The organism is Roseburia lenta (assembly GCF_014287435.1).
In the GTDB taxonomy this organism is placed as follows: Bacteria; Bacillota; Clostridia; order Lachnospirales; family Lachnospiraceae; genus Pararoseburia; species Pararoseburia lenta.
On record NZ_JACOPG010000002.1, the window covers coordinates 266,723 to 279,238 of the forward strand.

26 protein-coding genes are annotated in these 12,516 nt (G+C 42.2%); all 26 read right to left on the reverse strand.

Features of this window, described 5'->3' with window-relative positions; all coding sequences use genetic code 11:
• Positions 1-22: 22 nt before the first annotated feature.
• Complete coding sequence (gene rpsM / locus H8R94_RS05225; RefSeq protein ID WP_118280274.1) at positions 23-391, reverse strand: 30S ribosomal protein S13; 369 nt, start codon at positions 389-391, stop codon at positions 23-25.
• Between the two features lie 276 nt (positions 392-667).
• Positions 668-781, reverse strand: a complete 114-nt coding sequence (gene rpmJ / locus H8R94_RS05230) for a 50S ribosomal protein L36 (RefSeq protein ID WP_005339020.1) — start codon at positions 779-781, stop codon at positions 668-670.
• A 150-nt stretch (positions 782-931) separates the two neighbouring features.
• Positions 932-1,150 (reverse strand): translation initiation factor IF-1, encoded by a 219-nt coding sequence (gene infA, locus H8R94_RS05235; protein WP_118280275.1) that lies wholly within the window; start codon positions 1,148-1,150, stop codon positions 932-934.
• Complete coding sequence (locus H8R94_RS05240; protein ID WP_186854089.1) at positions 1,151-1,411, reverse strand: KOW domain-containing RNA-binding protein; 261 nt, start codon at positions 1,409-1,411, stop codon at positions 1,151-1,153. It lies immediately after the preceding gene.
• A complete protein-coding gene (map, locus tag H8R94_RS05245) occupies positions 1,399-2,181 on the reverse strand; it encodes a type I methionyl aminopeptidase (RefSeq protein WP_118535173.1) in 783 nt (260 codons plus the stop codon). The genes H8R94_RS05240 and map overlap by 13 nt, the downstream gene beginning before the upstream one ends.
• 3 nt (positions 2,182-2,184) lie before the next feature.
• Positions 2,185-2,829 carry an adenylate kinase gene (locus tag H8R94_RS05250; protein WP_118280278.1) on the reverse strand — a complete coding sequence of 215 codons (645 nt, stop codon included), beginning with the start codon at positions 2,827-2,829 and terminating at the stop codon, positions 2,185-2,187.
• Between the two features lie 70 nt (positions 2,830-2,899).
• Complete coding sequence (gene secY / locus H8R94_RS05255) at positions 2,900-4,213, reverse strand: preprotein translocase subunit SecY (protein WP_118535172.1); 1,314 nt, start codon at positions 4,211-4,213, stop codon at positions 2,900-2,902.
• Complete coding sequence (rplO, locus tag H8R94_RS05260) at positions 4,213-4,653, reverse strand: 50S ribosomal protein L15 (RefSeq protein WP_118280280.1); 441 nt, start codon at positions 4,651-4,653, stop codon at positions 4,213-4,215. Before rplO ends, secY begins: the two co-directional genes overlap by 1 nt.
• A 24-nt stretch (positions 4,654-4,677) precedes the next feature.
• On the reverse strand, positions 4,678-4,863 hold the full coding sequence (gene rpmD / locus H8R94_RS05265) for a 50S ribosomal protein L30 (protein WP_118280281.1): 186 nt from the start codon (positions 4,861-4,863) through the stop codon (positions 4,678-4,680).
• A 14-nt stretch (positions 4,864-4,877) separates the two neighbouring features.
• Positions 4,878-5,387 (reverse strand): 30S ribosomal protein S5, encoded by a 510-nt coding sequence (rpsE, locus tag H8R94_RS05270; protein ID WP_118280282.1) that lies wholly within the window; start codon positions 5,385-5,387, stop codon positions 4,878-4,880.
• 13 nt (positions 5,388-5,400) lie between these two features.
• The gene (rplR, locus tag H8R94_RS05275; protein WP_118280283.1) at positions 5,401-5,769 is read right to left on the reverse strand and encodes a 50S ribosomal protein L18; all 369 of its coding nucleotides are present in this window, start codon (positions 5,767-5,769) and stop codon (positions 5,401-5,403) included.
• A gap of 18 nt (positions 5,770-5,787) precedes the next feature.
• Complete coding sequence (gene rplF / locus H8R94_RS05280) at positions 5,788-6,327, reverse strand: 50S ribosomal protein L6 (RefSeq protein WP_118280284.1); 540 nt, start codon at positions 6,325-6,327, stop codon at positions 5,788-5,790.
• Between the two features lie 112 nt (positions 6,328-6,439).
• The gene (gene rpsH / locus H8R94_RS05285) at positions 6,440-6,841 is read right to left on the reverse strand and encodes a 30S ribosomal protein S8 (protein WP_118280285.1); all 402 of its coding nucleotides are present in this window, start codon (positions 6,839-6,841) and stop codon (positions 6,440-6,442) included.
• 22 nt (positions 6,842-6,863) lie between these two features.
• A complete protein-coding gene (locus tag H8R94_RS05290; RefSeq protein ID WP_118280286.1) occupies positions 6,864-7,049 on the reverse strand; it encodes a type Z 30S ribosomal protein S14 in 186 nt (61 codons plus the stop codon).
• 19 nt (positions 7,050-7,068) lie between these two features.
• A complete protein-coding gene (gene rplE / locus H8R94_RS05295; RefSeq protein ID WP_118280287.1) occupies positions 7,069-7,608 on the reverse strand; it encodes a 50S ribosomal protein L5 in 540 nt (179 codons plus the stop codon).
• A gap of 23 nt (positions 7,609-7,631) precedes the next feature.
• A complete protein-coding gene (gene rplX / locus H8R94_RS05300; RefSeq protein WP_118280288.1) occupies positions 7,632-7,943 on the reverse strand; it encodes a 50S ribosomal protein L24 in 312 nt (103 codons plus the stop codon).
• An 11-nt stretch (positions 7,944-7,954) separates the two neighbouring features.
• Entirely contained in the window at positions 7,955-8,323 is a 369-nt protein-coding gene (gene rplN / locus H8R94_RS05305) for a 50S ribosomal protein L14 (protein ID WP_118280289.1), read from the reverse strand.
• Positions 8,324-8,342: 19 nt separating this feature from the next.
• On the reverse strand, positions 8,343-8,600 hold the full coding sequence (gene rpsQ, locus H8R94_RS05310; RefSeq protein ID WP_118280290.1) for a 30S ribosomal protein S17: 258 nt from the start codon (positions 8,598-8,600) through the stop codon (positions 8,343-8,345).
• 38 nt (positions 8,601-8,638) lie between these two features.
• Positions 8,639-8,842, reverse strand: a complete 204-nt coding sequence (gene rpmC / locus H8R94_RS05315) for a 50S ribosomal protein L29 (RefSeq protein WP_118280291.1) — start codon at positions 8,840-8,842, stop codon at positions 8,639-8,641.
• A complete protein-coding gene (rplP, locus tag H8R94_RS05320; protein WP_118280292.1) occupies positions 8,832-9,272 on the reverse strand; it encodes a 50S ribosomal protein L16 in 441 nt (146 codons plus the stop codon). The genes rpmC and rplP overlap by 11 nt, the downstream gene beginning before the upstream one ends.
• A complete protein-coding gene (gene rpsC / locus H8R94_RS05325; protein ID WP_118280293.1) occupies positions 9,272-9,928 on the reverse strand; it encodes a 30S ribosomal protein S3 in 657 nt (218 codons plus the stop codon). Before rpsC ends, rplP begins: the two co-directional genes overlap by 1 nt.
• Before the next feature lie 9 nt (positions 9,929-9,937).
• The gene (gene rplV / locus H8R94_RS05330; RefSeq protein ID WP_118280294.1) at positions 9,938-10,333 is read right to left on the reverse strand and encodes a 50S ribosomal protein L22; all 396 of its coding nucleotides are present in this window, start codon (positions 10,331-10,333) and stop codon (positions 9,938-9,940) included.
• Positions 10,334-10,360: 27 nt separating this feature from the next.
• Positions 10,361-10,642 carry a 30S ribosomal protein S19 gene (gene rpsS, locus H8R94_RS05335; protein ID WP_118280295.1) on the reverse strand — a complete coding sequence of 94 codons (282 nt, stop codon included), beginning with the start codon at positions 10,640-10,642 and terminating at the stop codon, positions 10,361-10,363.
• Positions 10,643-10,653: 11 nt separating this feature from the next.
• A complete protein-coding gene (rplB, locus tag H8R94_RS05340) occupies positions 10,654-11,496 on the reverse strand; it encodes a 50S ribosomal protein L2 (protein WP_118280296.1) in 843 nt (280 codons plus the stop codon).
• A gap of 72 nt (positions 11,497-11,568) precedes the next feature.
• The gene (gene rplW, locus H8R94_RS05345; protein WP_118280297.1) at positions 11,569-11,868 is read right to left on the reverse strand and encodes a 50S ribosomal protein L23; all 300 of its coding nucleotides are present in this window, start codon (positions 11,866-11,868) and stop codon (positions 11,569-11,571) included.
• Complete coding sequence (gene rplD, locus H8R94_RS05350) at positions 11,868-12,488, reverse strand: 50S ribosomal protein L4 (RefSeq protein ID WP_118535171.1); 621 nt, start codon at positions 12,486-12,488, stop codon at positions 11,868-11,870. Before rplD ends, rplW begins: the two co-directional genes overlap by 1 nt.
• Positions 12,489-12,516: the final 28 nt, after the last annotated feature.

Sequence of the window (12,516 nt, forward strand, 5' to 3'; positions counted from 1 at the left end):
TAAACTAACCTACTTTCTGAAATTATTTCTTCTTGTTTGCTACAGTTCTCTTAGGACCCTTTCTTGTTCTAGCGTTGGTCTTTGTCTTCTGACCACGAACCGGAAGTCCCTTTCTGTGACGGATACCACGATAGCATCCAATCTCCTGCAGTCTCTTGATATTAAGAGCTACGTCTCTTCTCAAATCACCTTCTACCATCATTGTTTCGTCAATGACAGCACTGATTCTCTTAACTTCGTCGTCTGTCAAGTCCTTAACACGAGTGCTAGGATCAACATTTGCTGCTTCAAGAATCTTGTTAGAACTTACTCTACCAATTCCGTAAATGTAAGTTAAACCAATTTCTACGCGTTTTTCTCTTGGTAAATCTACACCTGCGATACGAGCCATGTGTGTTTACACCTCCATAAAATTTTCTGATTAACTACTACCATCCCCAAATAGACCCTATACAGCTCCGTTGCCGGCCTGAAATGTGTGTATATGCCTTATTTGGTTCTTTTCTTCCTAAACATATAGTAAGGAAGAGTTCCGAATCCACGAAACTAACCACCCTCGGTATGTAGGGTGATCCGCATATATTATGAAAATGTTGCCTAATTATTTACTAATCATCGGGAACATCAGCCGCACATAACATATACAAATAACACTAATCCTTATGAATTAGCCCTGTCTCTGTTTGTGTTTCGGGTTCTCGCAAATAATACGAACACTACCTTTTCTCTTGATTACTTTGCACTTTTCGCAAATAGGTTTTACTGATGATCTTACCTTCATTGTAGGAAATGCCTCCCTTCTCATCATTTTCGTGTTCCTTGTACGCATGTACAAGTCTTTTATCTACTGCATTTATAGGCGCGCGAAAAGAAATGCCCATAAACGCACTTGATAGTATAGCAAAAGTATCAAACTCTTGTCAACAACTTTTTACTTATCTCTCCAAATGATTCTGCCCTTTGTCAGATCATATGGTGACATCTCGATCGTAACCTTGTCACCCGGTAAAATGCGGATATAATTCATACGAAGTTTTCCGCTGATCGTTGCTAAGATCTGGTGACCATTTTCCAGTTCCACTTTAAAGAAAGCATTTGGTAATTTTTCTACTACAACACCTTCTACTTCGATTACATCTGCCTTAGACATTTATTTTATTCCTCCTACATAAAGATCTAAAATCTGACCGACCAACTCATCATTCATCGTCTTGCCCTTTGCCAGATCTAAGATCTCTTGTGGCAAATGCTTGATCGGCTGTATATGTTTTTCTTTTTTCTTTTTGGGATTATCGCAAGTTCTGGTCTTTCCATTGACCAGATAGACGATGTCATCCTGCCGTTTCAGTACAAGATAGATATGATTCTTATCATGTCCTGCCTTGGATTTTGCTAAGATCAATTCGTCCATAGATGCTTCTCACTTTCTGTCAGTGTCAGTATCTCCGGTCGACCGTCTGTAATGATAATGGTGTTTTCATAATGTGCAGATAAGGATTCATCCTCCGTCACAACCGTCCACTCATCATCCATCCATACGACATTTGGACTACCGATATTGATCATAGGCTCGATCGCGAAGGTCATACCCGGCTGCAACTTGATGCCGCGCCGCCATTTATGGTAATTTGGTATTTCCGGTTCTTCGTGCAGGTGTGTGCCAATGCCATGACCTACCAGATCCCGGACCACGCCATAACCGCGCTTGGTCGCGTAATCACCGATCGCACTTGAAATATCATTCAAATGCCGTCCGGCTGTCGCCTGCTCTATCCCGGCAAAGAAACTCTCGCGCGTCACATCAATGAGCGCCTGTGCCTCCGGTGAGATCTCTCCCACGCCATGAGTCCTCGCCGCATCGGAATGATAGCCTTTATAGATCACGCCAATATCCAGACTGACGATATCGCCATTTGTAATGATATGATCTTCTCTCGGGATCCCATGTACGACTTCATCATTGACGGAAACACACACAGATGCCGGATATCCCATATAGTTCAAAAAGGAAGGCTCGCATCCGAAACTACGGATGATCTCTTCTCCCAAAGTATCGATCTCCAGCGTTGACATTCCCTCACAAAGGGCATCCCCTAAGGTCTGATGCACACTTGCAAGGATCCTGCCTGCCTCCCGCATATACTCTAATTCTTGGGCAGATTTAATGGTAACTGCTGACATGGGCTAGACTCCTATGATCGCGTCGATATTGGCGAATACATCCTCCATCGGCTGCGTTCCATCTACAGAATGCAGGATACCCTGCTTCTTATAATAATCGATCAGAGGCTGGGTCTGCTCATGATAAACATCCAGTCTCTTCTGTACTGTTTCAGGCTTATCATCGTCTCTTAAGACTAATTCCTTACCGCAGGCATCACAGATACCTTCTTTCTTTGGCGGAATAGCAACGATATGATATGTTGCTCCACAGGAAAGGCAGGCACGACGACCTGACATTCTCTTTACGATATGGGAATCCGGTACATCGACATCAATGGCAAAATCCATCTTCTGTCCGATCTTAGAAAGTGCTGCATCCAGACTCTCTGCCTGTGGAATGGTACGTGGAAATCCATCCAGTACAAATCCATTTGCACAATCCTCCTGACCGATACGATCCATAACCAGATCACAGGTCAGTTCATCCGGCACCAAAAGTCCCTGATCCATATATTCCTTTGCCTTTTTTCCAAGTTCTGTGCCATTTTTAATGTTCGCACGGAAAATATCTCCTGTTGAGATATGAGGGATCTGATATTTTGCTGCGATCTGCTTTGCCTGTGTGCCTTTGCCGGCACCGGGAGCACCTAACATAATAATCTTCACGATAAAAAACCTCCTTATAACACCTTAGGAGATACGGCTAGGCCAGTATCTCCATATGGATGTCTATTCATTAATCATTTAAAAATCCCTTGTAATTTCTGACGAGCATCTGGGATTCCACCTGCTTCAGTGTCTCGATGACAACACCAACAATAATGATGATGGATGTTCCACCAAAGGACACATTTGCACCAAATAATCCATTAAATACGATCGGGATGATCGCCACGATGGAAAGTCCGATAGCACCGATAAAAATAATGTTGTTCAGGACTGCCTGTAGGTAATCACTCGTAGGCTTGCCTGATCGGATACCCGGAATGGAACCGCCCTGCTTCTTTAAGTTGTCAGCGATCTCAAGCGGATTAAAGGTAATTGACGTATAGAAATATGCAAAGCCGATGATCAGCAGCACATACACTACAGCACCAATGGTATAAATCCAATTATTCGGATCGAACCAGTTTGACTGTGACATACCGCGAAGAATCTTGTACCAGAAACTTGTACCGCCTGTCTTACCAAGCAAGGTGCAAATGATAACCGGTGTCTGTAACAATGACTGTGCAAAGATGACCGGAATAACACCGGCCGTATTGACCTTCATTGGAATCACGGAGTTGGCACCACCAACCTGTCTCTTTCCCTGAATTTTCTTTGAATACTGAACCGGGATTCTACGCTCAGCCCCCTGCAAGAATACAACCAGAACAACCATAGCAACAATGATTGCTGCAATGATCACACCTGCAAGTGTACCCTTTGCAATGGTCTTTCCTGAGATGAACTGCTCAAATAATGAAGTCAGATCACTCGGAATACGTGAAAGAATATTGATTACAAGTACGATAGAGATACCGTTACCGATACCCTTTTCGGTAATTCTTTCACCGATCCACATAAGTACAGATGAACCCGCTGTAAGAGCAGCGACTGTCATAATAACATACAGGGCGTTGAACTCAGTCAGATAACCGGAACGTCCAAATCCGATTGCCATAGCAACAGACTGGATGATCGCCAATCCAACCGTAACATAACGGGTAATCTGTGTAATCTTCTTTCTTCCCTGCTCCCCATCACGCTGCATTTCCTCTAACTTTGGGAATGCAATGGTCAGCAACTGGATGATAATAGAAGATGTAATGTATGGTGTAATGTTCAGAGCGAAAATAGACATATTTTCAAAAGATCCACCAGTAATCGCATCAAAGAAATTCAGCGCATCGCCATTGTTTGCAAATAACTGTGAAAATACATCCGGATCCACTCCGGGAATTGGAAGCTGACTTCCAATTCGCACTACAATGAGCATTAAAAATGTAAATCCGATTCTTTTTCGTAAATCTTTAATTTTAAATGCATTGCGGAGTGTTTCTAGCATTAGATCACCTCTGCTTTACCACCAAGGGCTTCGATTTTTTCCTTAGCGCTTGCACTAAAAGCATTAGCCTGGACTGTCAACTTCTTAGTAAGTTCACCGTTACCAAGAATCTTAACACCGTCTCTGGTGTTCTTTACGATACCAGCCTCAACCAATGATTCAACTGTTACAGTTGCACCATCTTCAAATCTCTCAAGATAAGATAAGTTGATACCAACGATTTCCTTAGAGTTTCTGCATGTGAAACCTCTCTTAGGAATACGTCTGTATAAAGGCATCTGACCACCTTCAAAACCAGGTCTTGGAGCTCCTGAACGAGCCTTCTGTCCCTTATGACCCTTACCAGCGGTCTTGCCATTGCCTGAACCGTGTCCACGTCCTCTTCTGAAATTATCACTGTGCTTTGAGCCTTCTGCCGGCTGTAAGTTTGATAAATCCATTGTGACACCTCCTTAATTATTTGATTAAATCTCTTCTACCTTAACTAAATGTCTTACCTGTCTGATCATTCCACGAACTGCTTCGTTATCAGGCATCTCAACAGTCTTGTTGAGTTTTCTGAGGCCTAATGCTTCAACAGTCTTCTTGTTCTTTGGAACTGCTCCGATAGGAGACTTAACAAGTGTAATCTTTAACTTCTTTTCTGCCATGATCTATTTCCTCCTTAACCGAGAATCTCTTCTACAGTCTTACCACGAAGTCTTGCAACTTCTTCTGGGGATTTCAACTGACGGAGTCCGTCGATTGTAGCAAGTACTACGTTCTGCTTGTTAGAAGAACCTAATGACTTTGTACGGATGTTCTGGATACCTGCTAACTCACAAACGGCACGGGCTGGACCACCAGCGATGATACCTGTACCTTCCGGAGCCTTCTTCAGTAATACAGAAGCACCAGTATGCTTACCAGAAATATCATGTGTAATACTGTTGTTCTCATCAAGTTTTACAGTAATCAACTTCTTCATTGCATCTTCTTTTCCCTTGCGGATCGCTTCTGGGATTTCAGCTGCTTTGCCAAGTCCTGCACCAACATGACCATTGCCATCACCGACAACAACTAAGGCTGTGAAACGCATGTTACGTCCACCCTTAACAACCTTTGTTACACGTTTAATTGATACCACTGTTTCATTTAACTCTAATTGACTAGCATCAATAATTTCATGTCTCATGTGTTATTTCCTCCTAAAATTCTAATCCAGCTTCTCTAGCTGCGTCAGCTAATGCTGCAATCTTGCCCTGATAAATGAATCCACCTCTGTCAAATACAACTGTGGAAATACCTTTATCTAATGCCTTCTTAGCAATGACAGTACCTAACTTGGCTGCTGCTTCAACATTATTTGTCTTCTCTAAATCAGCCTTTACCTCTTTATCAAGCGTAGAAGCGGAAACGAGTGTATTACCAACTGTATCATCAATAATCTGAGCATACATATGATTGTTACTTCTGAATACTGCAAGACGTGGTCTGTCTGCTGTTCCAGAAAGAGTATTACGAAGTCTTCTATGCTTTGTCTGGCGAACTACTTCTCTTGATTTCTTACTAACCATTTCTCGTCACTCCTTTAATTATTTCTTACCAGTTTTACCAACTTTACGTCTGATAACTTCATCAGCATACTTGATACCCTTGCCCTTGTATGGTTCAGGTCTTCTCTTGTCTCTGATTTCTGCTGCGTACTGGCCAACTTTTTCTTTATCGATACCCTTGATGATAATCTTGTTACCATCAACTGTGGACTCAAGTCCTTCTGGATCAACCATCTCAACCGGATGAGAATAGCCTAAGTGTAAGGTCAGGTTCTTTCCTGACTTCTGGACTCTATATCCAACACCGTTTACTTCCAAGACTTTTTCGTAACCATCAGTAACACCAACTACCATGTTGTGGATCAGTGTTCTTGTAAGACCATGTAAAGACTTCATCTTCTTTAAGTCGTTTGGTCTTGTAACGATTACTTCAGAACCCTCTAACTTGATATCCATCTCTGATGGAAGTGTTCTCTCAAGAGTTCCCTTTGGACCTTTTACAGTCACATGATTATTTTCTGCAATTTCAACAGTAACTCCTGCTGGGATTGCGATTGGCATTCTTCCTATACGTGACATGCCCGTACCTCCTATAATTTCTCCGCTATGCGCGGGGTGCTATATTGTATGTCCGCCTCGGGGACGGTTTATACATTACGTGAAATGTTCCAATGTCCTTGCTTTCGGATAATTACCAAACGAAAGCAAGCACTTCTCCACCAACCTGAAGCTTTCTAGCCTCTTTGTCAGTAACGATTCCCTTGTTTGTAGAAAGGATTGCAATACCAAGTCCGCCAAGAACGGTTGGGATCTCATCCTTACCAGCATAAACGCGAAGACCAGGCTTAGAAATTCTCTTGATGCCTGTGATGACCTTCTCGTTCTTGTCTGCGCCATACTTTAATGTAACGCGGATGCTCTTAAAGTTACCATCTTCTACGATGTCATATTTTGTGATATATCCCTCATCTACAAGGATATCAGCGATTGCGATCTTCATCTTAGATGCTGGGATATCAACTGTATCATGTTTTGCAGTATTTGCATTACGGATTCTTGTAAGCATATCTGCGATTGGATCACTCATTGTCATGATTAAATTTCCTCCTTCCGGCTTACCAACTAGCCTTCTTTACGCCAGGGATCTGTCCCTTGTATGCTAACTCACGGAAACATACTCTACAGATGCCATACTTTCTTAAATAAGCATGTGGACGACCACAGATTTTACAACGGCTATATTCTCTAGTAGAGAATTTCTGCTTGCGCTGCTGCTTAACTTTCATAGATTTCTTTGCCATCTTAAAATTCCCTCCTAAATTACTTTACGAAAGGCATACCGAATAATCTCAGTAATTCACGAGCCTCTTCGTCTGTCTTAGCAGTAGTAACAAAAATAATGTCCATACCTCTTACTTTGTCAACCTTATCATACTCGATTTCAGGGAAGATGATCTGTTCCTTGATACCAAGTGCGTAGTTACCTCTTCCGTCGAAAGAATCAGCACTAACACCTCTAAAGTCACGTACACGTGGAAGTGCAAGATTGATAAGACGATCAGCGAAATCATACATCTTTTCGCCTCTAAGTGTTGTCTTACATCCGATTGCCATACCTTCTCTGATCTTGAAGTTAGCAACAGAGTTCTTTGCCTTTGTTGTAACAGCCTTCTGACCTGTGATTGTCTCCATGTCCTTAACTGCTGCCTCTAAAAGCTTTGCGTTTTCCTTAGCTTCGCCAACACCCATATTGACTACGATCTTGTCAAGCTTTGGAACTTCCATAATATTCTTATAACCAAACTTTTCGATCATAGCCTTTACGATCTCATTCTGGTACTGCTCTTTAAGTCTACTCAACTGATTTGCCTCCTCTCGTTATATTAATCGATCACTTTACCAGTTGCTTTTGCTACGCGGACTTTCTTGTCTCCGTCCATCTGAAAACCAACTCTGGTTGTCTTACCATCAACAAGAAGCATAACATTTGAAATGTCGATTGGTCCTTCCTGCTCGATGATTCCACCGTTCTGGTTTGCCATGCTAGGCTTTGTGTGCTTCTTGATCATGTTCACACCTTCAACCAAAACTGTATGATTTTTCTGATTTACAGCGATAACTTTTCCTTCGTTATCCTTATCTGCACCAGCGATTACTCTAACGGTATCGCCCTTTTTGATCTTCATTGTTGCCATCGTACTACCTCCTATAATACTTCCGGAGCAAGGGAAACAATCTTCATAAACTGTTTCTCACGAAGCTCTCTAGCTACAGGTCCAAAAATACGAGTTCCTCTTGGGGTCTTGTCATCTTTGATGATAACTGCAGCATTCTCGTCAAACTTAATATAAGAACCATCTTTACGACGGGCACCCTTCTTGGAGCGTACAACTACTGCCTTAACGACATCGCCCTTTTTAACAACACCACCTGGTGTTGCATCTTTAACAGTAGCGGTGATCACGTCACCGATATTTGCATATCTTCTTGTAGAACCGCCCATAACACGAATGCAAAGGATTTCTTTAGCACCTGTATTATCAGCTACTTTTAATCTACTTTCCTGCTGTACCATGTTTGTAGCCTCCTTCTAATTACTTTGCTCTTTCCATGATTTCAACAAGTCTCCATCTCTTATCCTTAGATAATGGTCTTGTTTCCATAACTCTGACGGTATCACCGATGTGTGCATCGTTGTTCTCGTCATGAGCCTTTAATTTATAAGTTCTCTTAACGATCTTGTTGTAAAGTGGATGCTTTACGTTATCCTTAACAGCAACAACGATTGTCTTATCCATCTTATCGCTTACAACAATACCTACACGTGTTTTTCTAAGATTTCTTTCTTCCACGATATTGTCTCCTTTCTACCTTTAAAATTCCGAACTGCTTACTTGTTATCAGCTGCAGTAATCATTGTCTGAATACGTGCAATGTTTCTTCTAACTTCTTTGATTCTTGCTGTATTCTCTAACTGATTGGTTGCGTTCTGGAATCTTAAATTGAAAAGTTCCTTCTTTGCTTCCACCAACTGTGCATTCAAATCTGCAACAGATGCATTCTTTAATTCGTTAACATATTCCTTAGTTTTCATTTGCTGCAACCTCGCTTTCCAAATCCGCACGAGAAACGATCTTGCACTTGCAAGGCAATTTGTGTGTAGCAAGACGAAGAGCCTCTCTAGCGACATCTTCCTGTACCCCGGAGATTTCAAATAATACACGACCTGGCTTAACAACAGCTACCCAGTACTCCAAAGCTCCCTTACCGGAACCCATACGAGTTTCAGCAGGCTTTGCTGTAACAGGCTTATCAGGGAAAATCTTGATCCAGACCTTACCACCACGCTTGATATAACGTGTCATAGCGATACGGGCTGCTTCAATCTGATTAGAACGAATCCAACATGGTTCCATAGCAACAATACCGAAATCACCGTTTACGATCTTGTTGCCTCGTAAAGCCTTTCCTGTCATAGATCCACGGAACTGCTTACGATGTTTTACTCTCTTAGGCATTAACATTATTTGGCTCCTCCTTCCTTATTTCCCTTTGTAGGAAGTACTTCTCCTTTGTAGATCCAAACCTTTACGCCGACCTTGCCATAAGTAGTGTCAGCCTCAGCGAATCCATAATCAATATCTGCACGAAGTGTCTGAAGCGGAATAGTACCTTCTGAATAGAACTCTGTACGAGCCATATCAGCACCACCAAGACGTCCGGAAACGCTTGTCTTGATACCCTTGATACCGGTCTTCATAGATCTTGACATGCAAGACTTCATAGCACGACGGAAAGAAACACGGTTCTCCAACTGTGCTGCGATATTCTCTGCAACTAACTGAGCGTCCTTGTCAGGTCTCTTAACTTCCTTAATGTCAACAACAAGCTTCTTGTCTGTCAACTTCTGAAGTTCAGCCTTAACCTTCTCGATCTCAGCGCCGCCCTTACCGATTACAACACCAGGCTTTGCTGTGTAAACGATAACCTTAACTCTTCCGGCTGCTCTTTCGATCTCGATCTTAGATACGCCAGCTGCATATAACTTTTTCTTAAGAAATGTTCTGATATTGTAATCTTCAACCAAGTAGTCAGCGAATTCACCTTCAGCATACCACTTAGAATCCCAATCCTTGATCACACCGACTCTTAAGCCGTGAGGATTAACTTTCTGTCCCATGATTGCCTCCTATCTTTCATCAAGCACAACAGTAATGTGGCTCATTCTCTTTTCGATTCTGTAAGCTCTACCCTGTGCTCTTGGTCTAATTCTCTTCATTGTTGGGCCCTTATTTGCATAGCACTCTGCAACATAAAGGTTTTCCAGGCTGTAGTTCTTGTCTGGGTAATTGTTCTCAGCATTTGCGATTGCTGACTTTAATAACTTCTCTATAATGCTTGAAGCGTATCTTGGATTATAAGTTACGATAGCAAGAGCTGTCTGAACATCCTTACCGCGAATAGCGTCTAATACGAAGCAAGCTTTCTGAACTGACATTCTAGCATAAGATAACTTTGCTGAAGGTCTAGTATCTTTTTGACTGTTTCTCTCACGTTTAATCTGGGATCTATGTCCTTTTGCCATGATGTGAAACCTCCTTTCAAAAATTAATTAGCGTACTCTTGATTTCTTTTCGTTCTTGTCATGACCTCTGTAAGTTCTTGTAGAAACGAACTCACCAAGTTTGTGTCCTACCATGTCTTCTGTAACATATACAGGCACATGCTTTCTTCCGTCATGAACAGCGATTGTATGTCCTACCATCTGTGGAAAGATTGTTGAACGGCGAGACCATGTCTTAATGACACTCTTGTCGCCTGATGCGTTCATTGCATCGATCTTCTTCAATAAACTTTCATCAGCAAATGGTCCTTTTTTTAATGAACGAGCCATAATGATCCTCCTTATTTGATAGCCTTACCGTCTCTTCTTCTTACGATAAGCTTGTTAGACTGTTTGTTCTTCTTTCTGGTCTTCAAACCAAGTGCAGGCTTGCCCCAAGGTGTACATGGACCCGGACGTCCGATTGGTGCCTTACCTTCACCACCACCATGTGGATGGTCATTAGGGTTCATAACAGAACCACGAACAGTTGGGCGGATACCCATGTGACGCTTACGACCAGCTTTACCAATCTTAACAAGGTTGTGATCACCATTGCCGATAACACCGATAGATGCTCTACAGTTCAAAGGAATCATTCTCATTTCGCCTGATGGAAGTCTAAGAGTTGCATACTTGCCTTCTTTAGCCATCAACTGAGCGCTGTTACCAGCGGAACGAACTAACTGTCCACCCTTGCCCGGATACATCTCGATGTTGTGTACTAAAGTACCAACCGGGATGTTTGCCAGCGGAAGGCAGTTACCAACACGTACTTCTGCTTCCGGTCCGTTCATGACCTTCATGCCATCAGCAAGTCCTTCAGGAGCAAGGATGTAAGCCTTCTCGCCGTCTGCGTAGCAGATCAATGCGATGTTTGCTGTTCTGTTTGGATCGTACTCGATACCGATAACAGTTGCAGGAACTCCATCTTTCTTTCTCTTGAAATCGATAATTCTATATTTTCTTCTGTTTCCACCACCCTGGTGTCTAACTGTAATCTTACCCTGATTGTTACGACCAGCGTTCTTCTTTAAAGAAGTTGTAAGAGACTTCTCAGGAGTCTTCTTTGTGATCTCGGAGAAATCAGAGCCAGTCATATTTCTTCTGGAAGGTGTATATGGGTTATAAGTTTTAATTCCCATTGTAATTCTCCTTTCGCTACTTTTACGTTTTACTTATCGCGTCTAAACATGACGCATAATCTTGCTTTCGACTTACAGCCCTGCGAAGATCTCGATGTCCTTGCTATCTGCTGTAAGCTGAACGATAGCCTTCTTAGTCTTAGCAGTCTTGCCTACGCTTCTGCCACGTCTCTTTTCCTTGCCATCGTTGTTCATTGTATTAACGGAAGCAACCTTTGTTCCTTCGAACATCTTTTCAACTGCTTCCTTGATCATTGTCTTGTTTGCTTCTGGATGAACAAGAAATGTGTACTTCTTTTCAGCCATTGCATTCATGCTCTTCTCTGTGATTACAGGTTTGAGGATTACATCATAATATTGTACGTTAGCCATTATGCATACACCTCCTGAATTGTATTAACAGCATCCTTTGTTACAACAACTGTGTTGTACTTCAAGATGTCATATACGTTGATCGTGCTTGTTGAAGCAGTCTTAACAGTAGGAATGTTCTTTGCTGACATAACAACATTTGTGTCGTTGTCATTGATAACAACAAGCGCCTTTTCAACACCAAGGTTGCTCATTACCTTTGCAAAATCCTTTGTCTTGATCGCATCGAACTTCAACTCGTCAACTACAACAAACTTATTCTCTGCTACTCTGGAAGATAATGCAGACTTAAGTGCTGCTCTCTTCTCTTTCTTATTCAACTTGAATGAATAATCTCTTGGAGTTGGTGCAAATACAACACCACCACCTGTCCACTGTGGAGCTCTTGTAGAACCCTGTCTTGCATGACCTGTTCCCTTCTGTCTCCATGGTTTTCTACCACCACCACGAACTTCAGAACGTGTCTTTGCCTTCTGAGTTCCCTGACGGTTATTTGCAAGCTGCTGGACAACTGCCATGTGAACTAAATGCTCGTTTACTTCAACACCGAAAACAGCATCGTCAAGTTCCATTGTCTCAACTTCTTTGCCTTCCATATTGTATACGGATACTTTAGCCATCGTAAAGTTCCTCCTTTCCTACTATCGA

Coding starts and splice junctions, on each gene's coding strand:
- rplO (WP_118280280.1), bottom strand. CDS start 4,653: ATGGATTTATCAAACTTACAGCCGGCAGAAGGCTCAAAGCACAGTGAT.
- rplN (WP_118280289.1), bottom strand. CDS start 8,323: ATGGTACAGCAGGAAAGTAGATTAAAAGTAGCTGATAATACAGGTGCT.
- rpsE (WP_118280282.1), bottom strand. CDS start 5,387: ATGAGACATGAAATTATTGATGCTAGTCAATTAGAGTTAAATGAAACA.
- rplX (WP_118280288.1), bottom strand. CDS start 7,943: ATGGCAACAATGAAGATCAAAAAGGGCGATACCGTTAGAGTAATCGCT.
- map (WP_118535173.1), bottom strand. CDS start 2,181: ATGTCAGCAGTTACCATTAAATCTGCCCAAGAATTAGAGTATATGCGG.
- rpsS (WP_118280295.1), bottom strand. CDS start 10,642: ATGGCTCGTTCATTAAAAAAAGGACCATTTGCTGATGAAAGTTTATTG.
- rplB (WP_118280296.1), bottom strand. CDS start 11,496: ATGGGAATTAAAACTTATAACCCATATACACCTTCCAGAAGAAATATG.
- rpsH (WP_118280285.1), bottom strand. CDS start 6,841: ATGACAATGAGTGATCCAATCGCAGATATGCTTACAAGAATCCGTAAT.
- rpmC (WP_118280291.1), bottom strand. CDS start 8,842: ATGAAAACTAAGGAATATGTTAACGAATTAAAGAATGCATCTGTTGCA.
- secY (WP_118535172.1), bottom strand. CDS start 4,213: ATGCTAGAAACACTCCGCAATGCATTTAAAATTAAAGATTTACGAAAA.
- rplR (WP_118280283.1), bottom strand. CDS start 5,769: ATGGTTAGTAAGAAATCAAGAGAAGTAGTTCGCCAGACAAAGCATAGA.
- rplV (WP_118280294.1), bottom strand. CDS start 10,333: ATGGCAAAAGGACATAGATCCCAGATTAAACGTGAGAGAAACAGTCAA.
- rpsM (WP_118280274.1), bottom strand. CDS start 391: ATGGCTCGTATCGCAGGTGTAGATTTACCAAGAGAAAAACGCGTAGAA.
- rplW (WP_118280297.1), bottom strand. CDS start 11,868: ATGGCTAACGTACAATATTATGATGTAATCCTCAAACCTGTAATCACA.
- rpsC (WP_118280293.1), bottom strand. CDS start 9,928: ATGGGACAGAAAGTTAATCCTCACGGCTTAAGAGTCGGTGTGATCAAG.
- rpmD (WP_118280281.1), bottom strand. CDS start 4,863: ATGGCAGAAAAGAAGTTAAAGATTACACTTGTTAAGTCTCCTATCGGA.
- rplF (WP_118280284.1), bottom strand. CDS start 6,327: ATGTCACGTATAGGAAGAATGCCAATCGCAATCCCAGCAGGAGTTACT.
- rplP (WP_118280292.1), bottom strand. CDS start 9,272: ATGTTAATGCCTAAGAGAGTAAAACATCGTAAGCAGTTCCGTGGATCT.
- H8R94_RS05240 (WP_186854089.1), bottom strand. CDS start 1,411: ATGGACGAATTGATCTTAGCAAAATCCAAGGCAGGACATGATAAGAAT.
- H8R94_RS05290 (WP_118280286.1), bottom strand. CDS start 7,049: ATGGCAAAGAAATCTATGAAAGTTAAGCAGCAGCGCAAGCAGAAATTC.
- infA (WP_118280275.1), bottom strand. CDS start 1,150: ATGTCTAAGGCAGATGTAATCGAAGTAGAAGGTGTTGTAGTAGAAAAA.
- rpmJ (WP_005339020.1), bottom strand. CDS start 781: ATGAAGGTAAGATCATCAGTAAAACCTATTTGCGAAAAGTGCAAAGTA.
- rplD (WP_118535171.1), bottom strand. CDS start 12,488: ATGGCTAAAGTATCCGTATACAATATGGAAGGCAAAGAAGTTGAGACA.